Annotated in this window: 25 protein-coding genes; 14 read left to right on the forward strand and 11 right to left on the reverse strand. The window is 60.1% G+C overall.

The genetic code is table 11. From position 1 onward, the window contains the following. Positions 1-13 precede the first annotated feature (13 nt). The 5 genes from gmk to CAF76_RS05920 all read left to right on the forward strand — a co-directional run bounded on the left by gmk (position 14) and on the right by CAF76_RS05920 (position 4,445). Entirely contained in the window at positions 14-634 is a 621-nt protein-coding gene (gmk, locus tag CAF76_RS05900; protein WP_085647063.1) for a guanylate kinase, read from the forward strand. Between the two features lie 168 nt (positions 635-802). Beyond that, complete coding sequence (gene rpoZ / locus CAF76_RS05905) at positions 803-1,066, forward strand: DNA-directed RNA polymerase subunit omega (protein WP_003229503.1); 264 nt, start codon at positions 803-805, stop codon at positions 1,064-1,066. Between the two features lie 57 nt (positions 1,067-1,123). Beyond that, positions 1,124-3,229 (forward strand): bifunctional GTP diphosphokinase/guanosine-3',5'-bis pyrophosphate 3'-pyrophosphohydrolase, encoded by a 2,106-nt coding sequence (gene spoT / locus CAF76_RS05910; RefSeq protein WP_085647064.1) that lies wholly within the window; start codon positions 1,124-1,126, stop codon positions 3,227-3,229. A 24-nt stretch (positions 3,230-3,253) separates the two neighbouring features. Then, positions 3,254-3,634, forward strand: coding sequence for a RidA family protein (locus CAF76_RS05915; protein WP_003229509.1), 381 nt, complete (start codon positions 3,254-3,256; stop codon positions 3,632-3,634). 70 nt (positions 3,635-3,704) lie between these two features. Further along, complete coding sequence (locus CAF76_RS05920) at positions 3,705-4,445, forward strand: hypothetical protein (RefSeq protein WP_007954437.1); 741 nt, start codon at positions 3,705-3,707, stop codon at positions 4,443-4,445. Positions 4,446-4,584: 139 nt separating this feature from the next. Here the strand turns inward: CAF76_RS05920 and CAF76_RS05925 are convergent, their stop codons facing one another. Next, a complete protein-coding gene (locus tag CAF76_RS05925) occupies positions 4,585-5,442 on the reverse strand; it encodes an SDR family oxidoreductase (protein WP_085647065.1) in 858 nt (285 codons plus the stop codon). A 188-nt stretch (positions 5,443-5,630) separates the two neighbouring features. On the opposite strand from CAF76_RS05925, the gene exbB reads away from it, so the two are divergent. From exbB to CAF76_RS05965, 8 genes are all read left to right on the forward strand, one after another. Continuing rightward, positions 5,631-6,584, forward strand: coding sequence for a tonB-system energizer ExbB (gene exbB / locus CAF76_RS05930; RefSeq protein WP_085647066.1), 954 nt, complete (start codon positions 5,631-5,633; stop codon positions 6,582-6,584). 6 nt (positions 6,585-6,590) lie between these two features. Continuing rightward, positions 6,591-7,019 carry a TonB system transport protein ExbD gene (exbD, locus tag CAF76_RS05935; RefSeq protein WP_039765185.1) on the forward strand — a complete coding sequence of 143 codons (429 nt, stop codon included), beginning with the start codon at positions 6,591-6,593 and terminating at the stop codon, positions 7,017-7,019. Further along, positions 7,016-7,762: an energy transducer TonB gene (locus CAF76_RS05940; RefSeq protein WP_064600428.1), complete on the forward strand. Its 747-nt coding sequence runs from the start codon at positions 7,016-7,018 to the stop codon at positions 7,760-7,762. The genes exbD and CAF76_RS05940 overlap by 4 nt, the downstream gene beginning before the upstream one ends. A 175-nt stretch (positions 7,763-7,937) precedes the next feature. Next, positions 7,938-8,867: a hydrogen peroxide-inducible genes activator gene (locus CAF76_RS05945; protein ID WP_007954418.1), complete on the forward strand. Its 930-nt coding sequence runs from the start codon at positions 7,938-7,940 to the stop codon at positions 8,865-8,867. A 9-nt stretch (positions 8,868-8,876) separates the two neighbouring features. Next, the gene (recG, locus tag CAF76_RS05950) at positions 8,877-10,952 is read left to right on the forward strand and encodes an ATP-dependent DNA helicase RecG (RefSeq protein ID WP_085647067.1); all 2,076 of its coding nucleotides are present in this window, start codon (positions 8,877-8,879) and stop codon (positions 10,950-10,952) included. A gap of 79 nt (positions 10,953-11,031) precedes the next feature. Beyond that, positions 11,032-12,432: an aminoacyl-tRNA deacylase and HDOD domain-containing protein gene (locus CAF76_RS05955; RefSeq protein WP_085647068.1), complete on the forward strand. Its 1,401-nt coding sequence runs from the start codon at positions 11,032-11,034 to the stop codon at positions 12,430-12,432. A 137-nt stretch (positions 12,433-12,569) separates the two neighbouring features. Beyond that, positions 12,570-12,827 (forward strand): hypothetical protein, encoded by a 258-nt coding sequence (locus CAF76_RS05960; protein WP_039765180.1) that lies wholly within the window; start codon positions 12,570-12,572, stop codon positions 12,825-12,827. Beyond that, complete coding sequence (locus CAF76_RS05965; protein WP_085647069.1) at positions 12,824-13,585, forward strand: Fic family protein; 762 nt, start codon at positions 12,824-12,826, stop codon at positions 13,583-13,585. Before CAF76_RS05960 ends, CAF76_RS05965 begins: the two co-directional genes overlap by 4 nt. A 36-nt stretch (positions 13,586-13,621) precedes the next feature. Here the strand turns inward: CAF76_RS05965 and CAF76_RS05970 are convergent, their stop codons facing one another. Further along, positions 13,622-14,005 (reverse strand): SCP2 sterol-binding domain-containing protein, encoded by a 384-nt coding sequence (locus CAF76_RS05970; RefSeq protein WP_039765176.1) that lies wholly within the window; start codon positions 14,003-14,005, stop codon positions 13,622-13,624. A 434-nt stretch (positions 14,006-14,439) separates the two neighbouring features. On the opposite strand from CAF76_RS05970, the gene CAF76_RS05975 reads away from it, so the two are divergent. Continuing rightward, positions 14,440-14,799 carry a DUF6124 family protein gene (locus tag CAF76_RS05975; RefSeq protein WP_085647070.1) on the forward strand — a complete coding sequence of 120 codons (360 nt, stop codon included), beginning with the start codon at positions 14,440-14,442 and terminating at the stop codon, positions 14,797-14,799. A gap of 62 nt (positions 14,800-14,861) precedes the next feature. Here the strand turns inward: CAF76_RS05975 and CAF76_RS05980 are convergent, their stop codons facing one another. From CAF76_RS05980 to CAF76_RS06020, 9 genes are all read right to left on the reverse strand, one after another. Next, positions 14,862-15,950 carry a hypothetical protein gene (locus tag CAF76_RS05980; RefSeq protein ID WP_256579594.1) on the reverse strand — a complete coding sequence of 363 codons (1,089 nt, stop codon included), beginning with the start codon at positions 15,948-15,950 and terminating at the stop codon, positions 14,862-14,864. Between the two features lie 28 nt (positions 15,951-15,978). Then, positions 15,979-16,971, reverse strand: coding sequence for a hypothetical protein (locus tag CAF76_RS05985; RefSeq protein WP_256579595.1), 993 nt, complete (start codon positions 16,969-16,971; stop codon positions 15,979-15,981). Positions 16,972-17,022: 51 nt separating this feature from the next. Continuing rightward, on the reverse strand, positions 17,023-17,661 hold the full coding sequence (locus tag CAF76_RS05990) for a lysozyme inhibitor LprI family protein (RefSeq protein ID WP_085647071.1): 639 nt from the start codon (positions 17,659-17,661) through the stop codon (positions 17,023-17,025). Positions 17,662-17,663: 2 nt separating this feature from the next. After that, positions 17,664-18,512, reverse strand: a complete 849-nt coding sequence (locus tag CAF76_RS05995; RefSeq protein WP_085647072.1) for a type IV pilus biogenesis/stability protein PilW — start codon at positions 18,510-18,512, stop codon at positions 17,664-17,666. Further along, complete coding sequence (locus tag CAF76_RS06000) at positions 18,499-19,044, reverse strand: hypothetical protein (RefSeq protein ID WP_085647073.1); 546 nt, start codon at positions 19,042-19,044, stop codon at positions 18,499-18,501. The genes CAF76_RS05995 and CAF76_RS06000 overlap by 14 nt, the downstream gene beginning before the upstream one ends. Before the next feature lie 4 nt (positions 19,045-19,048). Beyond that, positions 19,049-19,504: a hypothetical protein gene (locus CAF76_RS06005; RefSeq protein WP_085647215.1), complete on the reverse strand. Its 456-nt coding sequence runs from the start codon at positions 19,502-19,504 to the stop codon at positions 19,049-19,051. A gap of 88 nt (positions 19,505-19,592) precedes the next feature. Further along, positions 19,593-20,321 (reverse strand): hypothetical protein, encoded by a 729-nt coding sequence (locus tag CAF76_RS06010; RefSeq protein ID WP_256579596.1) that lies wholly within the window; start codon positions 20,319-20,321, stop codon positions 19,593-19,595. Next, positions 20,318-22,768 (reverse strand): alpha/beta fold hydrolase, encoded by a 2,451-nt coding sequence (locus tag CAF76_RS06015; RefSeq protein ID WP_085647074.1) that lies wholly within the window; start codon positions 22,766-22,768, stop codon positions 20,318-20,320. The genes CAF76_RS06010 and CAF76_RS06015 overlap by 4 nt, the downstream gene beginning before the upstream one ends. A 9-nt stretch (positions 22,769-22,777) precedes the next feature. Next, positions 22,778-24,172 carry a TIGR01777 family oxidoreductase gene (locus CAF76_RS06020; RefSeq protein WP_085647075.1) on the reverse strand — a complete coding sequence of 465 codons (1,395 nt, stop codon included), beginning with the start codon at positions 24,170-24,172 and terminating at the stop codon, positions 22,778-22,780. Between the last annotated feature and the right edge of the window lie 74 nt (positions 24,173-24,246).

Below are 24,246 nucleotides of genomic sequence, written 5' to 3' on the forward strand. Positions count from 1 at the left end.
GGCTACCCCCGACATGACCCACAGCACCGGCACCCTGTACATCATTTCCGCCCCTTCGGGCGCGGGCAAGAGCAGTCTGGTCAAGGCCCTGACCGACGCCAACCCGGAAATCCGCGTTTCGATTTCCCACACCACCCGCGCCATACGCCCGGGCGAAGTGGACGGCGTGAACTATCACTTCGTGACCCGCGAAGAGTTCGTGAAGATGGGCGAGCACGGCGATTTCCTCGAACGCGCCGAAGTCTTCGGCAACTTCTACGGCACCTCGCAAAGCCGTCTGCAGCAGACCCTGGACGAAGGCCACGACCTGATTCTGGAAATCGACTGGCAAGGCGCCGAGCAAGTGCGCAAGCTAATGCCGCAGGCCCGTTCGATCTTCATTCTGCCGCCATCGCTGCAGGCCCTGCACCAGCGCCTGACCAACCGTGGCCAGGACAGCGACGACATCATCGACGGCCGGATGCGTGAAGCGGTCAGCGAGATGAGCCACTACGTCGAGTACGACTACCTGATCATCAACGATGATTTCGCCCACGCGCTGGACGATCTGAAGGCGATTTTCCGCGCCAATCAGCTGCAACAGAAACGTCAGCAAGTGCGTTTCGGCAAATTGCTGGCTGAATTGCTCGGCTGAAACAGCACTTCCCAAAACCGCTGCAAGGGCTTTACATTGGCACTTGCAGCGCGTTGAAGAGTCTGGTCAAAAAATCAGCGCTTCCCTAATCGCTGGTGATTTTTTAAACTGTTGAGTCCGCTCGCCCAACCGGGCAGCGCGCATATTGCATTCGCTCCGAGGAATACCATGGCCCGCGTAACCGTTGAAGACTGCCTAGAACACGTGGAAAACCGCTTTGAGCTGGTCATGCTCTCTACCAAGCGTGCCCGTCAACTGGCCACCGGCGGCAAAGAGCCCCTGGTTCAGTGGGAAAACGACAAACCGACCGTAGTTGCGCTGCGTGAAATCGCTGAAGGCCTGATGAGCTACGAGTTCATCGCCGAGCAGGAAATCGTCCACGAAGACCCGGTCTTCGCTGCGTTCGAGGACGAGTCCAACGAGGCCGTCTAAGCCTATGCCTGGTCGACGTAGCACGGCGCGGGATCACAGCTTACGGCAGGAGACATCATGCCGAGCATAGACGCCCTCGCCGATCGCTTATCGACCTACCTCGGCAACGACCAGGTCAACCTGGTCCGCCGAGCGTATTTCTACGCCGAACAAGCCCACGACGGCCAACGCCGCCGCAGCGGCGAGGCGTACGTCACGCATCCTCTTGCGGTGGCGAATATTCTTGCCGACATGCACATGGACCATCAGAGCCTGATGGCCGCGATGCTGCATGACGTGATCGAAGACACCGGTATCGCCAAAGAGGCGCTGCAAGCGCAGTTCGGTGAAACCGTGGCCGAACTGGTCGACGGGGTCAGCAAACTGACCCAGATGAACTTCGAGACCAAGGCCGAAGCCCAGGCTGAAAACTTCCAGAAGATGGCCATGGCCATGGCGCGCGACATTCGCGTGATACTGGTCAAGCTCGCCGACCGTCTGCACAACATGCGTACGCTGGAAGTGCTGTCCGGCGAAAAACGCCGACGCATCGCCAAGGAAACCCTCGAGATCTACGCCCCCATCGCCAACCGGCTGGGCATGCACGCGATCCGCATCGAGTTCGAAGACCTCGGCTTCAAGGCGATGCACCCGATGCGTTCCGCGCGTATCTCCCAGGCGGTCAAGCGCGCCCGGGGTAACCGCAAGGAAATCGTCAACAAGATCGAAGAATCCCTTGGCCACTGCCTCGCCATCGACGGCATCCAGGGTGAAGTCAGCGGTCGCCAGAAACACCTTTACGGCATCTACAAGAAAATGCGCGGCAAGCGTCGGGCCTTCAACGAGATCATGGACGTCTATGCGTTCCGGATCATCGTCGACAAGGTCGACACCTGCTACCGCGTGCTGGGTGCCGTACATAATTTGTACAAACCGTTGCCGGGGCGCTTCAAGGATTACATCGCGATCCCCAAGGCCAACGGCTATCAGTCCCTGCACACCACGCTGTTCGGCATGCACGGCGTACCGATCGAGATCCAGATCCGCACCCGCGAAATGGAAGAGATGGCCAACAACGGCATCGCCGCCCATTGGCTGTACAAATCCAGCGGCGACGAGCAGCCGAAAGGCACTCATGCCCGCGCCCGTCAGTGGGTCAAAGGCGTGCTGGAAATGCAGCAACGTGCCGGCAACTCGCTGGAATTCATCGAGAGCGTGAAGATCGACCTGTTCCCGGACGAGGTCTACGTGTTCACGCCCAAAGGCCGGATCATGGAGCTGCCCAAAGGCTCCACGGCGGTCGACTTTGCCTACGCGGTGCACACCGACGTCGGCAACAGCTGCATCGCCTGCCGGATCAACCGTCGTCTCGCGCCGCTGTCCGAACCGCTGCAAAGCGGCTCCACGGTCGAGATCGTCAGCGCTCCCGGCGCACGGCCGAACCCGGCGTGGCTCAACTTCGTGGTCACCGGCAAGGCGCGAACCCATATCCGCCACGCGCTGAAACTGCAACGCCGCTCCGAATCCATCAGCCTCGGCGAACGCCTGCTGAACAAGGTGCTCAACGGTTTCGACAGCGCACTGGAACAGATCCCGGCCGAACGCGTGAAGGCGATGCTTACCGAGTACCGCCTCGAACTGATCGAAGACCTGCTCGAAGACATCGGACTGGGCAACCGTATGGCCTATGTCGTGGCGCGCCGCCTGCTCGGCGAAGGCGAACAACTGCCAAGTCCGGAAGGCCCGCTGGCGATTCGCGGCACCGAAGGCCTGGTCCTCAGCTACGCCAAATGCTGTACGCCGATCCCGGGCGACCCGATTGTCGGTCACCTGTCGGCGGGCAAAGGCATGGTCGTGCACCTGGACAACTGCCGCAACATCAGCGAAATCAGGCACAACCCGGAAAAATGCATCCAGCTCTCATGGGCCAAGGATGTCACCGGCGAATTCAACGTCGAACTGCGCGTCGAGCTGGAACATCAGCGCGGCCTGATCGCGCTGCTGGCCAGCAGCGTCAACGCAGCCGACGGCAATATCGAGAAAATCAGCATGGACGAACGCGATGGTCGCATCAGCGTTGTCCAGTTGGTGGTCAGCGTCCACGACCGTGTGCACCTGGCCCGCGTGATCAAGAAACTGCGCGCCCTGACCGGGGTGATCCGCATCACCCGCATGCGTGCATAACTCAAACATTACAAGGAGTCATACATGACCAAGACTGTTATCACCAGCGACAAGGCCCCTGCCGCCATCGGTACTTACTCCCAGGCGATCAAGGCCGGTAATACCGTTTACATGTCGGGTCAGATTCCCCTCGATCCAAAAACCATGGAACTGGTCGAAGGCTTCGAAGCCCAGACCGTCCAGGTATTCGAGAACCTGAAAGCCGTGGCCGAAGCCGCCGGCGGTTCGTTCAAGGACATCGTCAAGCTGAACATCTTCCTCACCGACCTGAGCCACTTCGCCAAGGTCAACGAGATCATGGGCAAGTACTTCGACCAGCCGTACCCGGCGCGCGCCGCCATCGGCGTGGCAGCCCTGCCAAAGGGTTCGCAGGTTGAAATGGATGCCATTCTGGTCATCGAGTAATGCGCACGGCGCGGCCTCACGCCGCGCCGACTGCTCTGCGGTAAAGAAAAGGTTTTGAAAGGATTCCACCATGCGCAAAGCGCTTGCTCTCTCGCTGCTCGCCATTTTCCTCGGCGGTTGCGCCAGCAACCCTGCCGACCGTGACATCAGCGGCACCTGGATCAATCAGGTCGCCATCGATGCCGCTGCCAAGGGCGGCCCCCTGCGCGAAGCGCTTCAGGCTTACGGCCCGAACCTGGAGTGGGACGTCAACACCAAGGCCGGCCAGGCCCGCTACACCAACGGTTTCGAAAACGTCGAAGGTCGCTTGCTCGGCGAACAGTCCGGTGCCTGGAAAGTCGACTTCTATGGCAGCTCCGCCAGCGAGCTGAAACGTGACGGTGGTCAACTGCAACAAGCCGCCAACGAAAACGAACCGGAACAGGTCTTCGACCGCGCGCAGATTCCGGTGCCGGAAGGCGCACCGATTGGCGCCAGCTTCGAACGCGCGCTGTATTCCGCCTATCTGGGCGGCAACTGGACGATCACCAGCGGCCAGGGCGAAGGCGCCACCGTGCAGTTCCAGGCTGACGGCCAAGTCTCCGGCCTGCCGGGTGCCGATCGTTATGCGCTGTGCCTCGCAGGCGATTGCGCGTCGATGAGCAGCGGCAACGACAGCATGTGGTTGCAGCAGAACGGTCAGGGCAACAACTGGATCTTTGTGCGCAAGGGCAAAGAGTTGGAAATCCTGCAGGCCGTGAACACGGCATTGGCGGATGAACAACCGCAGTTCACCCCGGGTGAGCGCAAGTGGTTGCTCGAAAAACAGTAACCAGCCTCTGAAGCTACAGAGATCCCATGTGGGAGCGAGCCTGCTCGCGATAGCAGTCTGACAGTCAGCATCAATGTTGAATGTTATGACCTCATCGCGAGCAGGCTCGCTCCCACATTTACTGTGTAATGCCTGAAAGTCAGCAGCGCCCCTCAAGAATCGCGCCATACCCCTCGCGATAACTCGGATACTTCGGCACCCAACCCAGCGCCTTCGCCCGGGCATTGCTGCAACGTTTGCTGCCGGTGCGACGCACGCTCTCGTCTTCCGACCACTCGGTGACACTCAAATACTCACGCAGCCACGCCACCACTTCGGCCAGCGGCGCCGGCGCATCGTCCACGCCGATATAGATGTCATCCAGCGTCACGCCCTTGCGATCCGCCTCCAGCAAGAACGACATCAACCCCGCCGCGTCATCGGCATGAATACGATTGCCATACAGCGGCGGATCGACCGCCACCCGATAACCACGCCGCACCTGAGTCAGCAGCCACTCACGGCCGGGGCCATAAATACCCGTCAGGCGCACGATGCTCGCTGGAATGCCGCTGTTGAGCGCAACCTGCTCGGCCTCCAGCATCACCCGGCCGGAATAACCAGCGGCGACGGTTTCGGATTTTTCATCGACCCATTCGCCGTTCTGCTGCCCGTAAACACTGCTGCTGGAAACAAACAGCAACCGCTCAGGCTCCTGACCGTAATCGTTCAGCCAACCCAGCACATGCTGCAAACCCTGCACATAAGCCGCGCGATAACCGGCTTCATCGTGATCAGTAGCCGCCGCGCTATACACCAGGTAATCGATAGCGCCCACCGGCCACGTCTCGGGGCAATCCTCATTGAACAAGTCACCGGCCACACCGATAACGCCGTCCGGCAAACGTGAAATATCACGGCGCAGGCCGTAGACCTGGAAGCCGGCAGCCAGCAATTGCGTGGCCAGACGACTGCCGACATCACCACAACCGGCGATCAAAACAGAAGGCGCGGACATCAAAAATCTCCCATCGGAAAGCGACAGACTAGCCTCGGCAAGGGACGAGCGGCTAGCAATCAAGGAAAAAAAGCAACTCTATTACTTTTGTTAACAAGAATTACTTGCAATAATGCACGCCACTTTTGTTCTCGGCCTCACGAGGCCTGGAAGAGCATTACCGTTTTTCTATCTCAGGTCCGGCCAGCATGACACGCATTCAAAACTCCGCTTCGCCAACCAACCGACCTCGCGCCTGGAGCGCCGTGGCTGCCCTGCTGGTCAGCCTGATGCTGGCGCCAGCCGCCGCCTTCGCTGACGCACAAACCCCGGCCGCGCCAGCCGCCACCGAGCAGAGCGCTCCGGCCGCCGCACCTGCCGCGACCGACCCGGTACAGGCCGTAGACGCCAGCGCCGCCGACGCGCCGGAAGTCCTCGAAGCCGACAACACCCTGGGCATGGCCCACGACCTGTCGCCATGGGGCATGTACCAGAACGCCGACGTCATCGTTAAAGCCGTGATGATCGGTCTGGCCATCGCCTCGATCATCACCTGGACCATCTGGATCGCCAAGGGCTTCGAGTTGATGGGCGCCAAACGCCGTCTGCGCGGTGAAATCGCTCACCTGAAAAAAGCCGCTTCCCTCAAGGAAGCCAGCGCCACCGCCGCGAAAGAAGGCACGCTGGCCAACCTGCTGGTGCACGACGCGCTCGAAGAAATGCGCCTGTCCGCCAATGCCCGCGAAAAAGAAGGCATCAAGGAACGCGTAAGCTTCCGCCTCGAGCGTCTGGTTGCCGCCTGTGGCCGCAACATGAGCAGCGGCACCGGCGTCCTCGCCACCATCGGTTCCACCGCACCGTTCGTCGGCCTGTTCGGTACCGTGTGGGGCATCATGAACAGCTTCATCGGCATCGCCAAAACCCAGACCACCAACCTTGCCGTCGTAGCACCGGGTATCGCTGAAGCGCTGCTGGCTACCGCACTGGGTCTGGTAGCCGCGATTCCTGCCGTGGTCATCTACAACGTCTTTGCCCGCTCCATCGCCGGTTACAAGGCTCAGGTGTCCGATGCGTCGGCTCAGGTGCTGCTGCTGGTCAGCCGCGACCTCGACCACCAGCCTGAGCGCAACAGCTCGCAACCGCACATGGTGAAAGTGGGGTAATCGGCCATGGGCCTGCATTTGAAAGAAGGCGCAGACGACGATCTGGCCGAGAACCACGAAATCAACGTCACGCCGTTCATCGACGTGATGCTGGTGCTGTTGATCATCTTCATGGTGGCCGCGCCGCTGGCCACCGTGGACATCAAGGTTGACCTGCCTGCCTCGACCGCCAAACCGGCGCCGCGGCCGGAGAAACCGGTGTTCCTCAGCGTGAAGGCTGACCAGCGCCTGTTCATTGGCGATGACGAAGTGAAAGCCGAAACCCTCGGCGCAGTCCTCGACGCCAAGACTCAGGGCAAGAAAGACACGACGATCTTCTTTCAGGCCGATAAAGGCGTGGATTACGGCGACCTGATGAGCGTGATGGATAACCTGCGCGCTGCCGGTTACCTGAAGGTCGGTCTGGTCGGACTCGAGAGCGCAGTCAAGAAATGATCACCACGCGCCATAAGCTGACGCGTTACAGCGGTAGCCTGGCCGTGGTGCTGGGTGTTCACGCGCTGGCCATCGCGCTGGCGCTGAACTGGAACGTCCGCCCGCCCATCGAATTGCCGCCGCAGGCAATGATGGTCGAGCTGGCACCGGTTCCAGCCCCGCCACCGCCTGCACCGCCGAAAGTCGTCACACCACCGCAGCCACCGGCTCCGGTTGAGGAACTGCCGATCCCGAAACTGGCCGAAGCGCCGAAAGCCGAGATCGCGGTGCCCAAACCCAAGCCCAAGCCGAAACCCAAACCGCCGAAGCCGATCGAGAAGAAACTGCCCGATCCGCCGAAGGAGAAACCGTCCGAAGAGAAGCCGGCCGATACCCAGCCGACTCAGGCCCCGACGGAGAAATCCGCCCAGCCTGCACCGGGCCCGTCGCCTGCACAATTGGCCGCAAAGGCCAGCTGGCAAGGCACCCTGCTCGCGCATCTGGCCAAGTACAAGAAGTACCCGGCCAGTGCTCAGGCACGGGGCAAGGAAGGCTTGAACCGGTTGCGTTTCGTGGTCGATGGCGAAGGCAACGTGCTGTCGTTCGAACTGGTGGGCCGCTCCGGCAACGCCGATCTGGACCGGGCCACCCTGGAAATGATCCGCCGCGCCCAGCCGCTGCCCAAGCCACCGGCGGACATGCTGACCAATGGCGCGATCGAAATTGTTGCGCCGTTTGTGTACTCGCTGGAGCGCCGCCGCTGATTCGCACTCGCGAAGCCCGGCCTGATCCAGCCAAAAAGGCACCGCAGGGTGCCTTTCGCTTATCCATCCACGGCAAACCGGCATTGCCCGGTGTCGCATTCATCACTCAGTCTGATAACGTGCGTCTATCGATTGCAGCCGGTATGCTTGGCCCGCATCTTCATGGACGCTTGCTATGACTCTCACAGAATTACGCTACATCGTTACCCTCGCCCAAGAGCAGCATTTCGGCCACGCGGCCGAGCGTTGCCACGTCAGCCAGCCGACCCTGTCGGTGGGCGTGAAAAAGCTTGAAGACGAACTCGGTGTGCTGATTTTCGAGCGCAGCAAAAGCGCCGTGCGCCTGACCCCGGTCGGTGAAGGCATCGTCGCCCAGGCGCAGAAAGTGCTGGAGCAGGCCCAGGGCATCCGCGAACTGGCCCAGGCCGGCAAGAACCAGCTGACCGCCCCGCTGAAAGTCGGCGCGATCTACACCGTCGGCCCCTACCTGTTCCCGCACCTGATTCCACAACTGCACCGGGTCGCCCCGCAGATGCCGTTGTACATCGAAGAAAATTTCACCCACGTGCTGCGCGACAAACTGCGCAACGGCGAGCTGGACGCGATCATCATCGCCCTGCCGTTCAACGAAGCCGACGTGCTGACCCTGCAACTCTACGACGAGCCGTTCTACGTCCTGATGCCGGCCCAGCACCCGTGGACCCAGAAAGAATCCATCGACGCCGCCCTGCTCAACGACAAGAGCCTGCTGCTGCTCGGCGAAGGTCACTGCTTCCGCGATCAAGTGCTGGAAGCCTGCCCGACCCTGACCAAGGGCAACGACGGCGCCAAGCACACCACGGTCGAATCCAGCTCGCTGGAAACCATTCGCCACATGGTCGCGTCCGGTCTGGGCATCTCGATCCTGCCGCTGTCGGCGGTTGACAGTCACCACTACGCCCCTGGCGTGATCGAAGTGCGCCCGCTGTCGGCACCAGTGCCGTTCCGCACTGTGGCCATCGCCTGGCGCGCGAGCTTCCCACGGCCGAAAGCCATCGAGATCCTCGCCGACTCCATTCGCCTGTGCTCGGTCGCCAAGCCTGCCGCGCCGGTCACGGCCGGTTAAGCCAGCGTCATGACGGAGCTGTCGCAGGTCTCGGTCACCGCACTCAAGGGTGTCGGTGAAGCCATGGCCGAGAAACTGGCCAAGGTCGGCCTGGAAAACCTCCAGGACGTACTGTTTCACCTGCCACTGCGTTATCAGGATCGCACCCGCGTGGTGCCGATCGGCGCGTTGCGGCCGGGGCAGGACGCCGTGGTCGAAGGCACCGTCAGCGGCGCCGACGTGGTCATGGGCCGGCGCCGCAGCCTCGTCGTGCGCTTGCAGGACGGCACCGGCGGCTTGAGCCTGCGCTTCTACCACTTCAGCAATGCGCAGAAAGAAGGTCTCAAGCGCGGCACGCGGATTCGCTGCTACGGCGAAGCCCGTCCCGGCGCCTCGGGGCTGGAGATCTACCACCCGGAATACCGCGCCATCAACGGCGACGAACCGCCGCCGGTGGATGAAACTCTGACCCCGGTCTACCCGCTGACCGAAGGCCTGACCCAGGCGCGTCTGCGTCAGTTGTGCATGCAGACGTTGACCCTGCTTAAGCCATCCACCCTGCCCGACTGGTTGCCGACCGAACTGGCCCGCGACTACCAATTGGCGCCGCTGGCCGACGCGATCCGCTACCTGCACAACCCGCCCGCCGATGCCGACGTCGACGAACTCGCCCTCGGTCATCACTGGGCCCAGCATCGCCTGGCTTTCGAAGAACTGCTGACTCACCAGCTATCGCAGCAACGCCTGCGCGAAAGCATGCGCTCCCTGCGCGCGCCGGCGATGCCGAAAGCCACCAAGCTACCGGCGAAATACCTGGCCAACCTCGGCTTCAATCCGACCGGCGCGCAACAGCGGGTCGGCAACGAAATCGCCTACGACCTCAGCCAGCACGAACCGATGCTGCGATTGATTCAGGGCGACGTCGGCGCGGGTAAAACCGTGGTCGCCGCCCTCGCCGCGCTGCAAGCGCTGGAGGCTGGCTACCAGGTTGCGCTGATGGCGCCGACCGAGATCCTCGCCGAGCAGCACTGCATCACCTTCAAGCGTTGGCTCGAACCGCTGGGCATCGACGTGGCGTGGCTGGCCGGCAAGCTCAAGGGCAAGAACCGCGTCGCCGCGCTGGAACAGATCGCCAGCGGCACGCCGATGGTGGTCGGCACCCACGCGCTGTTCCAGGACGAAGTGCAGTTCAAGAATCTGGCGCTGGTGATCATCGACGAACAACACCGCTTCGGCGTGCAGCAACGTCTGGCGCTGCGGCAGAAAGGCGTTGGCGGGCGCATGTGTCCGCATCAATTGATCATGACCGCCACGCCGATTCCGCGGACGCTGGCGATGAGCGCCTACGCCGACCTCGACACCTCGATCCTCGACGAATTGCCGCCCGGCCGAACCCCGGTCAACACCGTGCTGGTCACCGACACCCGCCGCGTCGAAGTCATCGAACGGGTGCGCAGCGCCTGCGCCGAAGGTCGTCAGGCCTATTGGGTGTGCACGCTGATCGAAGAGTCCGAAGAGCTGACCTGTCAGGCTGCTGAAACCACCTTCGAAGACCTGACCGCCGCCCTCGGCGAGTTGAAAGTCGGGCTGATCCACGGCCGCATGAAACCCGCCGAGAAAGCCGCCGTCATGGCCGAATTCAAGGCCGGCAACCTGCAACTGCTGGTCGCCACCACCGTGATCGAAGTCGGCGTGGACGTACCCAACGCCAGCCTGATGATCATCGAAAACCCCGAGCGCCTGGGCCTTGCGCAGTTGCACCAGCTGCGCGGTCGGGTCGGCCGGGGCAGCGCGGTCAGCCATTGCGTGCTGCTCTACCATCCGCCGCTGTCGCAGATCGGCCGCCAGCGCCTGGGCATCATGCGCGAGACCAACGACGGTTTCGTCATCGCCGAAAAAGACCTCGAACTGCGCGGCCCCGGCGAAATGCTCGGCACCCGCCAGACCGGCCTGCTGCAATTCAAGGTCGCCGACCTGATGCGCGACGCCGATCTGCTGCCCGCCGTGCGTGATGCCGCCCAGGCCTTGCTCGAACGCTGGCCTACCCACGTCAGCCCGTTGCTCGACCGCTGGCTGCGACACGGGCAGCAATACGGCCAAGTGTGAGCACCGTCGCAGTTTCTGACAGCTCGTTCCAACCAAGCTGGTTATACTCCTGCAATTGTTTCAAAAACGGATACAGACCATGACCGAAGCTGCTCTCGCCCCCGAATCACCGCACGCTCCGTCTGTTATTCGGCTGCTGCTCAACAAGCTGGGCGTCGCCTACGAAGAAGTGCTCGACCACCACGGCCTCAATGCCTCGCGCAAAGTGCAGGCCGTGTTGCTGGACGACGCGGTCGGTGCGCTGATGGTGCTGTTTCCACAGAGCCAGTTGCTGGATCTCAACCGCCTCGCCGAGCTGACGGGCCGTCGCCTGACCGCCGTGTCCACCGAGCGCCTGGAAAAGATGCTCGGCAAACACAGCCTGAGCCTGTTGCCGGGCCTGCCGGCGCTGACCAGCTCGCCGTGCCTCTACGAAGAAGGCCTGCTGCGCGAGCCGAAGTTGCTGATCAACTCCGGCGAGCCGGGTCTGCTGCTGGAAATCGCCAGCGAAGACTTCAAGACCATGCTGACCAAGGCCAGCGCCGCCAACTTCGGCGAAGCCCTGAGCAGCATCCGCCCGAACCTCGACCGCCCGGACGATGACCGCGAGGAAATCACCCAAGCCGTGCAAGCGTTCACCGCGCGGCGCATCCAGCAGCGTCTGGAAGCGACCATCGAGATTCCGCCGCTGGCCGAAACCGCGCAAAAAATCATCAAACTGCGCGTCGACCCCAACGCCACCATCGACGACATCACCGGCGTGGTCGAAACCGACCCGGCACTGGCCGCGCAAGTTGTGAGCTGGGCGGCGTCGCCGTACTACGCGTCGCCGGGCAAGATCCGTTCGGTGGAAGACGCGATCGTCCGCGTGCTGGGCTTCGATCTGGTGATCAACCTGGCGCTGGGCCTGGCCCTCGGCAAGACCCTGAGCCTGCCGAAAGACCACCCGCAGCACACCACGCCGTACTGGCAGCAGTCGATCTACACCGCCGCCGTCATCGAAGGCCTGACCCGCGCCATGCCGCGTGCCCAGCGCCCGGAATCCGGCCTGACCTACCTCGCCGGCCTGCTGCACAACTTCGGCTACCTGCTGCTGGCCCACGTGTTCCCGCCGCACTTCTCACTGATCTGCCGCCACCTGGAGGTCAACCCGCACCTGTGCCACAGCTATGTCGAGCAACACCTGCTGGGCATCAGCCGCGAACAGATCGGCTCCTGGCTGATGCGCTACTGGGACATGCCGGACGAACTGGCCACCGCCCTGCGCTTCCAGCACGACCCGAACTACGACGGCGCCTACGCCGAATACCCGAACCTCGTCTGCCTGGCCGTGCGCCTGCTGCGCAGTCGCGGGATCGGCTCCGGCCCGGATGAAGGCATTCCGGATGCGCTGCTGGAACGCGTTGGCCTGAGCCGCGACAAGGCCAATGATGTGGTCAGCAAAGTGCTTGAGGCGGAAGTGCTGCTGCGGGAACTGGCTTCGCAGTTCAGCCAGGCTTAAAGCATTCTTCGGAACGTCAACCAGGGCCTGTTTTGATTGCAGATAGGGCCCTGGCTCCACAGATTTCGGCCACTTTGCCAGCAACGACAGCAAACAAGCGCCCTGCTATGATTTGACGGCATTCAGAGGAATTTCCGATGACCCAAACAGATGCTGTCAGCGTTGCGAGCGAAGTGCGCAAGCTTGCCAAAGACAACAAGGTTACAGCCAGTCGTGACGGCATGAGTCGTATGGCCGTGGGGATTACCCGCTTGTCTGGCGATGTCGTCGAGCTGGATGGCATCGAACAGTTGCTCGTCAATCTCAAGCGAAAAGGCGTTCTGAGCAAATCTGAAATCCTGGCGCTCCAAGGGCGCTATCTTCAAGAAAGGCGCGCACAGAAACGTAGCGCATGACTTTTGATCCGTTCGGCGACTTCGACACGGCTGGATATCTTCAAAACTCGCTGCAACTGAAAGATCCCGTTGAAGTAAAAGAGTCAGAGCATCTTTCGTTCGAATTGAGTATCGAAGAGGCGCTTGCCTATCTGGCCAAGAAAAAGCCAATCGATTACCAGACTGTACTCAAGGTTCACGAGATCCTGTTCTCAGACTTCTATCACTGGGCAGGAAAAGACCGGAACGAGCTCGTCCCCCATCTGGCGGTCTTCAAGGGCTCTTTCGACGACCCTCGCAGCACAGTCTTCGAGCGCCCGGACTCCATCAAAATGTCTGTCGACTATGCACTCAAGCTCGCATCAGACAAAAAACGCTTCAGAGACCATCCCGGTGGAGTGATGGGCCAACTGGCTTTCGCACACCCCTTCCTGGACGGCAATGGACGCGCGATTCTATTGGTCTTCATGGAACTCTGTTATCGAGCCGGGTTCGCCATCGACTGGTCAAGAACAAACAAAGACGACTACTTGCGGGCACTCAGCGACGAGATCCGAGAACCTCGCGAAAGGCATCTCGATAACTACCTCAACCCGTTCGTAGTCGATATATCCAGTCGTGACGAATGGCCAGAGACCATCAGTGGCATCAGAGGCCTGGATGGCCTGGACAAGGAAGACATCGCTTACGAGAAGCTGGACAACCCGAAAGTCCAGCAGATCTACAAGACATACCGGGCCCAACCCCTGGACGCCGAGCCTCCCGAGCCCGAAAGCTGAAGAGGCAGGCCAGTCCCGACAAGCTGCCTGAAAGCCCTATGACTTCGGCTTGGCCTTCCTCGGCTTCAAATACTTCATCAACCCCTGAAACCACATCACCAGCGCCGGATTCCCTTTCAGCTGGATCGACTTGTCCTGAATCCCCTGCATGAACGCCAACTGCTTGTTCTTCGCCTGCATCGTGGCAAACCCGAACGCCGCATCCTTGAAGGCAATCGCAAACGCCGGCTCCGCTACCACCCCGGACTTGCTGGTAATGCGCTGGTCCTTCACCACGAAATGCCGCGCCACTTTCCCGTCCAGAGTCTGTAGCTGAAACACCAGATCCTTGTCACCCAACTGCTGCTGGAACGCAGGATTTGTCCGACTGGCCTTACCCATCAACAGACCCAGCATCCACAGAAGAAAACGAAATTTCATGCGCACAGCCTCAAAAGGGAAATGAACGGCTGGGGGAGTGTAAGGGATTCGGACGGATTCGCCACTATTCTGGATTGATAGAAGACGATGCAGGTCTTTTCTCGCATGATGACTGCCAAGTCACGATTTACGCCCCACAACCTGATCTTTCCCACGCTCCGCGTGGGAATGCCTCCCGTGACGCTCCGCGTCACACCATCCCCCCGTCCTACACCTGAAGAAACACATTCCTGTAGGAGCTGCAGAAGGCTGTGGTTTCTTGTTCCTCTACCTCGCAAATCCTTGGGAAATGTCCTTCAAACTGCGGTGCTGTCCGTGAACTAGGCGTGTTCGGAGTTCATCGATAACCTCTTTCCGTCACCGCAAAATCGGTGACCGGATGTGCAAGTCCGAAAACCGGAGCAAATCTTTCCAACTCAAAAGGATTTACACCGATGATCGACCCAACCTTCACTGACGAAGAAGTTTCCCCTTACGAATTCCCAGACTCAAAGAAACTCCACGAAGCCGCCGAACGCGCCCTCGACCACCACTTCAAACCCACCGCCCCACGCCCCAAACGCCTGGGCGGCCTGTTCGCCCTCTGCCCCAACGCCGACGCCGAAGCCCTCATGGCCAACGCCTCCGAAGACCTCCTGTCCATCAGCGCCTTCGCCGCCAACCTGGCCGACGACCTCGACGGCCCCCGCCGCTCAATGGCACTGGGCCTGAGCAGAATGGCGGACGGCGTACGGTTGATGGTGGAAGGCACGCTCGATCACATTGAGTTTCGGGAGTATCACGCCAAGCCGTAGCTGAATTGCGGGCGGAAAAAAGGGGACGTTGAGTCCCCTCTTCCATTCTTCGGCAACAGCAACTAGCGAAAGTCCTCTGCGCTTTTTGGGGCCTTCTCTAGTCCGAAATCCGCCAACCGATGTACGTAAGCATGACCACCGGCATTACAGGACTGCCGGAATACAACTTTGTCCTCCTTGAGCACTGTCAGAAAACTCACGAAGGCCTGACTAACGAGGTAGGTGTACGCACCGCTTTTGAACTTGATGATGTTCAGGTTCACGCTGCCTTCCGACGCATCTACAACAAAGAACTTTCCCTTGGGTGGCATAGCGTTCTTGGGGTAGACCATCTCGATGTTCCCCGGCACACCGTAGCGATACTGAACAGAACCGGTCGTGGGCTTGCTATTTTCCCGCGCACAAACAGAAACCGTCTTGCCGCCCTCCAGCGGACAGCTGAAGTAGATGTCTTCGTCATCCGAGCACAACGTTCCATCCTGCCCGCCCTTCAACAGCGCCGTCTCCTGCGAAACGCGCTCCGGCGTTTGAGCGACATCAGCACAGTTGGACAGGCAAACCAGCTTCGAAAGATCCGGATCATCGCTTTCAGTGAACAGGTAAATCGCTGAACCATCGCGGTTGCGGGCGTGATAAACGGGAACACTGACGGCCAGCCCTTTGGCCGACACCGGCACCTTGGTATCCCCGCCCGAGACGACCCAGCCTTCGGCCTCCCCGCATAACGCATCCAAAGCGACTTCACTGAACGAGTCTTTCGTAGGCACGGCGAACGGCTTGGCATCACCTCGGCAGTCGTAGCCATGCCAGTAGGGCCCGGTGTTCATATCAATGTCGATCGAGAAAACATAAGCGCCGTCGAGCACCACTTTGCCGCTGTCATAGGTGAAAACCAGCCAACGGCGCGACTTCGCCTGGGAGTAATTTTCTTCCTGAAGGATGTAGCGCTCGCCATCTCGATACAGCCAGAAGTCACTCATCGCCCCTGCCGGCTCCGCCGTCTCGGAAAGGCGCTGCCCGGAATGTGCGTCCACCAGAAAGTTGTCTTTCAGCGCCAGCGCACAGTCGCTGTCAGCATCCCTGCACGACGTGAGAGACGGGAACATCGGCGCCGCCACCGCAGAGAAAGAACACATCAATAACGCAATCAAACCTAATCTTTTCAACTTGCCACCTGTTTCAAAGCGAGTAATCCATCACTTCTTCAAGCTGCCAGCATGGCCCACGGGCAAACCGATACTCGAAGACATAATCGGTATCCGGTTTCTGCAGGATGGCGACGGCGTGATCACCCTGCTCTTCCTTGACGGTCAACGTCAGGCCCTGGGCCTCTCGCTTCGCCAGATCCGGAATGATCGGGAACTTGAGCTGATCGCCGCTGAGGCTGCTTTTTTGCATCTCGGGCTCGGGATCACCGGCCACAGTCGTGACCATTTTCAGCGGCTGCCGGACGAAGGATTTCTGCACCTCTGCGCGTTCAGAGAAAGTTGAGAGGAACGTTGAAAAGTTGGGTGAGGGGCAAGCGACACTGGCCTTGTCACCATCAGTTTTGAGTGGCTTCTGACGGTTGCCCTGATCCAGTTTCGAGTCCGAAATCATCCTTCCATCCAGATCCGCCAAGTACTTCTTGATGCTCGCCGCATCCTTGTAAGCACACTCGACTTCTACGCCATCTTCCCGATTGATACCGTCAAGGCAGTTCTGTAACTCAGGATCTGGCAGGTCACCCCGAAAGAACTGCAAAGCCAAGTGATCGCCGTCCTTGAAGAGTGGAAGTTCCAGCACCGAATAGGAATCTCCTTCGAAATGTTCGTCCAGAACTTTGTGTTTTGTCAGGACAAACATGGACTTCCCCGCTCGCTCAGGGAATTTGCGCTCGAAGAAGAACACCGAGGCAATTTGTTCATCCTCAACCTTCCACACATAATTCAGCGTAGGTTTCACCGCATTCATGGGCGCGTAGAAAATCTCGGCACCTGGCACATGCACGCCCCTGACCTGACCCTTGAGGTTGTTCTTCAAAAAGAACACCGTGATCTTTTGATCACCCAACGAAGCAACCACCGGAGGATGCAGTTCACCGATGGTTTGAGGGTCACTTGCCGATGCCGGCTGAGTCGACAAGCCGACGATAAGCCCGAGCACACCAAAACAACTTAAGAGCCTGTTCAATTCCGATCACTTCCCTGATGATCAATCTTCTAAATATTTACGCTGATGGTTTCACGATGACTCAGGTGCGCCGCATTTCAGCTCTTTGATTTGCTCGTTTTGAATCGGAATTACACAGGCGAGGCGCTTCTCTGCCTCCTCACGAAGCTCGAACAAGCTGAGCGTCAGCTGTAAACCATCCGCAGTGAATGCATGATCCTCAAACAAGGCACTGGCGTAACCATCCCAAAACGATTTGCCGTTAAAACTGCAAAACCGTTTTGAGGAGAGCACCCGCCAATTGCCCTCGGGCGCGAGGATCTGAACATTGAGGCAGGGGCTACCAAACGTAGTGACATAACGAGCCACCACATCGCCGTATCGTTGCGAAGCAGAACTGGAAACCTTGGCGACATCGACCACTTCACTCGGACCATCCGGAACGACCGCATCCAGGAAGGCTGCACGCTGCGAGTCTTTTGCCATAGCCATGTAAGCCTTTCCTTGTTCAGGCTCAGGCTTCCATCGAGATTCAAATCGCGCCATCAGTTTTTTGTAGCTGGAATTGAGTTTTGCGTCGGCACTCTTGCGGTCGGCTTCCACACACTCATCGTACTGCCAGCTCACGGTGATGACTTTGCAAGTGTCCTCAGCGAGCACGGCTGAAGCGGACAGCAGGCCTAAGGACAACGCGATACAGCGCACAAACATGTTCAATGTTTCATTCCCTGAATAACGGATCGCTCAACTGCACGTTGAGGTATTTTCTGCGCCTTACCGTCGGCGCTCATCGCGTCGCGGTACTGGCTGTAATAACGCTGCGCTTCGTCTTTGCGATCAAGGCGCCAGAGTGAGTCGGCGATGTTCAACATCAGCACTGTGCGTTTACCGACGGCCTCAACGCCGCGATAGAACTTCAATGCAAGTTCATCGTTACCGCCCTCGGCCAAGTAGAAGGCCAGGTCGTTGAGAGCTTGAACATTACGTGCCGGTGGGTGACAAGCCATATAGGCGTCTGGACTTATAGTGCGAAGATTGAATTCGAGCTCTTCCACGCGAGATTGCGGTATCTCAATACTTGAGACTCGATTCAACAAATCCTTTGGAGACGGTGTCGTCAAGGCAAGGTCAAGAACCTCCCCCTCACCGGAGGTCCATCGATTGCCCTCCCACTTGCCGTCGCAAAACCTGGCTACGTGCTCACTTAGTACGCAACCGGTCTCCATCGAAATGACACCGCAACCCGTCTCCTCCGTCGGAATCTCTTCACCCTCTTGACCAATGACAACGCCATACAGAGTCTGAAGAAGCAGCACTGTTTTTTTGTCAGGGCTTAGCCAACTGTCATGCGTTTCGGTACCAACGTCGGAAACATAGAGTGGGAAAGTCTTGCCATTCGCGGTAAACGAGGCGATCGCCAACTCCGCAGCAGGCCTGCTCCATTTCTTATCCTTCAGCGTCAACATGTGCCCGCCAACCCCGACGATCTGAATGCTCTCAGCCAAGGCATAGGCAGAAACGAACAGGCTCATGACTATCATCACCCATTTAAGGCTGCCCATAGACGATCCTTTTCACTGACGGACTTTCCGACTGCAACTGCCTCTTCGTCACGCCATAAGCCTTGATCAGCTCTTCCCAGGAACCCTTCGAACCAAATGAGCGCTGGGTATTATCAAAGCTGTATTGCTCCAATCGCCCCGCCATCGAGTAATACCCGCGCCATTCAGGACAGGCACCGCAACCGCCGTAGCCACCTATCGAAACAAGACTGCCCTCGGTACCTTTCACACAATCCATCGCCACAACCACGTTACTCAGCATCTTCGCTTTCTTACCGTCAGACGTAAGCTGTGAAACCTTGTCGATGTTGCGCCGCAACACTTTGCCGCCAATGTTGATCGTCTGATCGGAGCAAACCGGGATGAGGTGGGTTTCTGCGGCATCCACCGTCACGGATCGGCAGGACGACACCAATACCACTTCAACGCCGCCACATTGCATGACATCACGCTGGGTGTAGGCGTCCTTGGGAGCGGCGAATGCTGGAAACGAGAGCAGCAGCGAAAGGCTGCTCGCAAGAAGACGATTCATCCACTCACTCCTCATCGATCGACGGTGATTCCACGTCGGTCATGCCAAGCAGCCGGAACTCGTTGTTCACGAATTCGTAGTACCGATCCCGGTTACGGTTTTCCAGGCGATTTCCCTGGGCGTCTTCTTCGCCATCGAGCGTGACGCCGGAAATGATGATCAAGCGACTATCGGGCAAATACGTCGTGTCGAAAGTGCTGCCGTCGTAGGCATTCGGAAGACCGCCAACGACATCACCGGTCTGGGCGTCCAGCACTTCGCCGCAAATGGCGCCGCCGCCACAGCCGAACCTGTACAGGATGTAATGGCCGGCGAAGTTGACCTTGCCTTGCAGGATCTTCGCCCGGGTGCTGTCCATGACCGGGTTGCTTTGTTCCTGCTGCACCGGTTCATGGTTGGGGCCGCTGAAAACGGGGGTGACGGCGTAATCCTTGAAGTCGGGATCGGCGGCGAATGCCATGGAAGTGGCAGCTGATAGCAAGCTGCCGAGAACAATCGAAAATCCTTTCACGCTGTAACTCCATCTCTGACATTCATCGTCTGGGTATTCATTCGAAGGCGATGCTGCGAACCGCTGTCTTGATTTGATCAAATCCATCAGCGCTGATCGCCAACGGGGTGGCCGAGCCTGATTCCGCAGAGCCGATCAGAACGTCTTTACCCCGCAGCAGGCAAAATGCGACACGGGTAATGTGCCGTCGTGACTTGTCGTGGAAGCCGAAGATGAACCCTGAGGACGCCTCCCCAACCCATTGCTCAAAGGTGTAGGTGCTCCCGCGACCCGCCAACTCGTTGGGTACCCAACCATGATCAGTAAGGGTCGCCGGGCACCTTCGGTCGTTGTCATCACGCAGGACTTGCACCGCAAACGCATCGTCTTCCGGAGGTTTCCAGGCGGTGAGGCGGGAAAAGAATTCCGTACTGTCACACATCAAACCAAACCACGGCTGGCTCAGGTTGGAGGGTTTCTCGAAGTGCCACTCGGAGCCACTCGATGTTGGCGCTTGCCACAAGCGAGGCGCGCTGGACGATTTGGGCAACTGTTTGGCTGCCACAAAGACCGGATAGAAATCATCGAACGTCAACCATTGGTCTTGCAGCAGCGGCATTGAGAACCGACATGACCCCATGTCTACAACTGCCGCCGCCGGGCCGTGAAGGGCCTGTGACTGGCCCATTGAATTGCCGACTATCACAGCATCGGCGGCAACGACCTGGCACATTTGACCAAGCACGAGCAAACCAGTAATCAACCCATGGAAGTATCGAGCGGTCACTTCACATCCTTCGAATTCATCAATTCCAATTCACCATCCCGATACAACACTTCGCACCCGATCCACGCCAGATCCACCTGCGGCATCACCGCCGAAGGCTTGCGCAGTTCCCGCAACAACGTCGAACCATGCGACAACCGCCCGCCCATCCGCGCAATCACCGCCCGCGCTGCCTGATAGTGCGCGTGACGCCCGGGATCGAGGGTGTCTTCCAGCAAGATGTCTTCGCCAAGAATGCCCCGCACCTGCCCCGGGTAAATCATGAATCCGGTGGCCTGTTCGGCACCTTCGCGGCCGTCCTGCCAGAAGCTGCCGTCGCGCGTGCGGATGTCCGGGTGCGGCGCAAACCAGTGTTCGCGATCCGCCAGCGGCATGGCGTGATGCAGGCGGAAGAAGATGCGCATCAGGTTGTCGCGATACCACTCGCGCACTTGCAGGTAGTAACCACGCAGGCCCGGCAGGCCGGTCGAATGCGCGAGGCGAATCAGCCCTGACCATTGCGGGAAGGCCTGTAATGGCAACGCGCTCGATACGGGTCGAGGTGTGGCCGGATCGGTCTCCCATGGCAGTCGATGGGGGCTGTTTTCCAGGTTGTCGTAAGCGGTGGGCGGTCGGCCCAGCCAGTCCCCGCCGCTGCTGGCCAGCGCCGTGGCGATACAGAGATTGCCCTGCACCACGAACACATAGAACCGGGTGAACCAGTCGGCCAGTTGCTGACCGTCAGCACCTTGGACGACGAGGTCGGTCAGCTCCCGGTCGAAGCGCTGCAAGCCGTGCTCAAGGCCCAGCAAATGCCCGCGAGCGATTCGCTGCATGCGCAGAAACAATGGCAGCGACCGCAACATCCGCAGCGGTCGCCACGGCAGATGCGGAGTCGCGCCGCCGACTTCACCGGCATAGTTGCTGGCGCTGATGCCCCAGTCGGCCAACCGTGCGAGAAACAGGTCGTTGTTGATGTAGGACGCGCCGCCAAACACGGCCGTGAACGGCTCGTTGTCCTGCAACACTCGCGCATCCCAACGGGCCATGATCGCCGGAATGCTCGCGGCGGCCCGGCGCTGGGCGTACTCCACCAGCACGCTGGGTTGCGGCGGCAGAATCTCGGCGATGTTGGCGGCCGTCAGGTGCCGGCGCCAGCCGTAGTCGCTGATCGGCCGGTATTGCAGCAGCCACAGCTGTGTTCCGTCCCAGGCCCATTCGACATCGCCCGGTACATAGTGAAACACCCGCAAGACATCCTGGAGAAAGCGCCACAGCGCGTCTTCGGTCAAACCATGGGTGGATGTGAATGTGCCGCTGCGCCAGGCATCGCCGAGCCGCGAAAGCGTCGCCCGTTCCGGGCTGATCTGACCGTCGGCAAGGGACTCAAGATGACCTTCAACCCATTCAAGCTCCACCGACAGATGACGCACAAACGCGATGCCCGACACCTGCGGCGTGATGAAGCGCTGCACCACCACTTCCTCGACACCTTCGGCAGTCAGCGCGGCAATGCGCGCCGGCACGTTGGCGGCCGGCTCGCGCAGATAGGTCGTGCTCAAACCGGCATTCGCCGAGTCGGCCTGATCTTCGCCGTAACTGGAGGAGCGCACCGCCCAGATCGCCTGTGGTTGGAGGGCGAGGAAGGTCGGTAGTCGCGGATCGTTGCAATCGTTGAGGGTCAGCGCCGCTGGCACCGGTTGCCGGGCCAGTTCCGCCAGACGTAAACGCCCACCCTTGGTGTGCGCGACAAACCCGCGCTCGCCCGACTCCAGCCACTGCGCAAACTGCGCGGGCGCGTCGATCCACGGGTAATGCCCCCAACCGGGTTTGAGGCTGATGGTCAGGTCTGCACGCGCAAGAATCGCTGACCACGCGGCGGCTTGTTCGATGCCGAGCACCTTGTCCTGATCGCCCCAGACCAGTTCAACCGGGTCGGTGATCCACTCCAGCAAGGGCAGCGCGGTGTCGGCACGGATCAGATCCCAGTGCGGCACAAACGCACGGCAGCGCGCATAACCGGCGCCCATGCGCTGGTACTGCGCGGGCGTCCAGGTCTGGTTGGAGAACTTGTGCGCGAACAGCGTGGGTCTGTTCGACAACAGCCAGTGAATAGTCCTGCGGATTGGCAGCGGTGACATCAGCGCCGGCAATCGTCGCTGCCACAAAAAGGCGCCCACCGGCGCCAGCAACACACTGCGAGAAAAGTGCCCGGGCCGGCGTTGCAGCGCATGCAGCACCAGCAGCGCGTTGACCCCGACGGCCATGATCGCGCTGCCTTTTTGCGTCATCGCCAACAAGGTTTGGGCGTAAGCCGCCAGATCCTCGCAGGGCGGCTGCGGGTTGGCGCCGAAGCCCGGCAGCTCCAGCGGCACCACGTCGTAACGCTGAAAATGCGGCAGCGCGTCATCCCACCAATCGGCGGCGCTGCCGTTGCCGGCCAGCAGGTACATCAGAGGCTTGTTCATGGGCGATTCTCAGGCCAGATCGCGCAGCGCGGCGTCGAGGGTCGGATAGCGAAACGTGTAACCCGCCTCGCTCAAACGCTGCGGCACCACACGCTGACCGTCGAAGAACAACTGAGCCATCTCCCCGGCCAAGGCACGCACTGGCGCGGCTGGAATGTGGAACCACACCGGGCGCTTGAGGACCTTGCCGACGTTCTCGGCGAAGGCTGCCTGACTGATGGTTTCAGGCGCGACCATGTTGTAGGTGCCGCGCAAATTTTCATCGTGGAAGGATCGAGCGATCACCTGAATCACATCGTCGCGGTGCACCCAGCTCATGATCTGCTGACCATCGCCCATGCGACCGCCGAAACCCAGGCGAAACGGAATCAGCAACGGCAGCAGCGCACCGCCCGGCCCGAACACCACGCCGAGGCGCAGCACCACCTGGCGCACGCCAAACTGCGTGGCGGGTTGCGCCGAAGCCTCCCAACGCGCACAGAGTTCGGCCATGAAACCGTCGCCCTTGCTGGCTTGTTCATCGAGGCTTTCGCTGGCATCGCGCACGCCGTAAAAACCGATGGCCGAGGCCTGAATCCACAGCGCCGGTTTGTGCCTGGCGTTTTTCAGCCAGGTCATCAACGCTTCAGTGGTGTTGACCCGACTGGCGAGCAATTGCGCCTGCCGCTCGGGGCTCCAGCGTGGACCGGCGACCGGTGCGCCGGCGAGGTTGATCACTACGTCGAAGGATTCGTCACGGCCGAGTTCGCTCAACGACCGTACACAGCGGACGCGACCGTCGAACAGGTTCGCCGCTTTCAGCGGATCACGCGCCAACACGCTGACGGTGTGGCCGGCATCGAGTAATTGATTGACTACGGCCTCACCGATGAACCCGGTACCCCCGGTGATCAGCACGCGCTTGTAGGCGCCGCCGGCAAAGGGATTGGACTTGCTCACCGTTCTCTCCGGCGGGGATCTCCGACGATCATGGCGCAATAACCAGATCAGCGGCGGCAACAGGACCAGTAGCGCAAAACCGTCGAGCCACAGATGCGACCAGACCTGTTTTTGCGCGGAAAGCCACATGTCCTGCGGTGCCCATAACAGGACGCCCGCCATCAACCAGCCCCAAATTGCAGGAGCTTTAAGACGGTTGCCGAGGTGGACCAACGCGAGCATGTACAGCGAATAACTTTGCAGCGTCGCGCCGAACAGTGCGAGCCACCAGACCTGCAGCTCGTGACCGGCGGCAGGGACCGCATCGGCGCCCCAGAACGCGAGTTCGAGGTTGTGCAAATAGCCGTCGAGTAATCCGGAATGACCGGCCCAGGTCAGCGTGAGACCTGCGAGCACATGCACGATTGCCGCGGCGTACAGCCAAAGCACCATCACGGGGCGAAGAGAGAAAGAGGGGGCTGGCATTCCGTGTCCTGAGCGTATTCCTTGAGGGCGGGGAGTTTAAAGGAAAATGGGGGGTGTCAGATGCACAAGCGTTA

Origin of the sequence: Pseudomonas sp. B40(2017) (assembly GCF_002112855.1) — a bacterium.
Taxonomy (GTDB): Bacteria; Pseudomonadota; Gammaproteobacteria; order Pseudomonadales; family Pseudomonadaceae; genus Aquipseudomonas; species Aquipseudomonas pharyngis.

Excerpts from the sequence above, each read along its gene's own strand:
- spoT (WP_085647064.1), top strand. The coding sequence starts at position 1,124 with ATGCCGAGCATAGACGCCCTCGCCGATCGCTTATCGACCTACCTCGGC.
- recG (WP_085647067.1), top strand. The coding sequence starts at position 8,877 with ATGACGGAGCTGTCGCAGGTCTCGGTCACCGCACTCAAGGGTGTCGGT.
- CAF76_RS05965 (WP_085647069.1), top strand. The coding sequence starts at position 12,824 with ATGACTTTTGATCCGTTCGGCGACTTCGACACGGCTGGATATCTTCAA.
- CAF76_RS06005 (WP_085647215.1), bottom strand. The coding sequence starts at position 19,504 with ATGGCATTCGCCGCCGATCCCGACTTCAAGGATTACGCCGTCACCCCC.
- CAF76_RS05925 (WP_085647065.1), bottom strand. The coding sequence starts at position 5,442 with ATGTCCGCGCCTTCTGTTTTGATCGCCGGTTGTGGTGATGTCGGCAGT.
- CAF76_RS05995 (WP_085647072.1), bottom strand. The coding sequence starts at position 18,512 with ATGGGCAGCCTTAAATGGGTGATGATAGTCATGAGCCTGTTCGTTTCT.
- CAF76_RS05920 (WP_007954437.1), top strand. The coding sequence starts at position 3,705 with ATGCGCAAAGCGCTTGCTCTCTCGCTGCTCGCCATTTTCCTCGGCGGT.
- CAF76_RS05975 (WP_085647070.1), top strand. The coding sequence starts at position 14,440 with ATGATCGACCCAACCTTCACTGACGAAGAAGTTTCCCCTTACGAATTC.
- CAF76_RS05945 (WP_007954418.1), top strand. The coding sequence starts at position 7,938 with ATGACTCTCACAGAATTACGCTACATCGTTACCCTCGCCCAAGAGCAG.
- rpoZ (WP_003229503.1), top strand. The coding sequence starts at position 803 with ATGGCCCGCGTAACCGTTGAAGACTGCCTAGAACACGTGGAAAACCGC.
- CAF76_RS06020 (WP_085647075.1), bottom strand. The coding sequence starts at position 24,172 with ATGCCAGCCCCCTCTTTCTCTCTTCGCCCCGTGATGGTGCTTTGGCTG.
- CAF76_RS05990 (WP_085647071.1), bottom strand. The coding sequence starts at position 17,661 with ATGTTTGTGCGCTGTATCGCGTTGTCCTTAGGCCTGCTGTCCGCTTCA.
- gmk (WP_085647063.1), top strand. The coding sequence starts at position 14 with ATGACCCACAGCACCGGCACCCTGTACATCATTTCCGCCCCTTCGGGC.
- CAF76_RS06015 (WP_085647074.1), bottom strand. The coding sequence starts at position 22,768 with ATGAACAAGCCTCTGATGTACCTGCTGGCCGGCAACGGCAGCGCCGCC.
- CAF76_RS05960 (WP_039765180.1), top strand. The coding sequence starts at position 12,570 with ATGACCCAAACAGATGCTGTCAGCGTTGCGAGCGAAGTGCGCAAGCTT.
- CAF76_RS05915 (WP_003229509.1), top strand. The coding sequence starts at position 3,254 with ATGACCAAGACTGTTATCACCAGCGACAAGGCCCCTGCCGCCATCGGT.
- exbD (WP_039765185.1), top strand. The coding sequence starts at position 6,591 with ATGGGCCTGCATTTGAAAGAAGGCGCAGACGACGATCTGGCCGAGAAC.
- CAF76_RS06000 (WP_085647073.1), bottom strand. The coding sequence starts at position 19,044 with ATGAATCGTCTTCTTGCGAGCAGCCTTTCGCTGCTGCTCTCGTTTCCA.
- CAF76_RS05955 (WP_085647068.1), top strand. The coding sequence starts at position 11,032 with ATGACCGAAGCTGCTCTCGCCCCCGAATCACCGCACGCTCCGTCTGTT.
- CAF76_RS05940 (WP_064600428.1), top strand. The coding sequence starts at position 7,016 with ATGATCACCACGCGCCATAAGCTGACGCGTTACAGCGGTAGCCTGGCC.
- CAF76_RS05970 (WP_039765176.1), bottom strand. The coding sequence starts at position 14,005 with ATGAAATTTCGTTTTCTTCTGTGGATGCTGGGTCTGTTGATGGGTAAG.
- exbB (WP_085647066.1), top strand. The coding sequence starts at position 5,631 with ATGACACGCATTCAAAACTCCGCTTCGCCAACCAACCGACCTCGCGCC.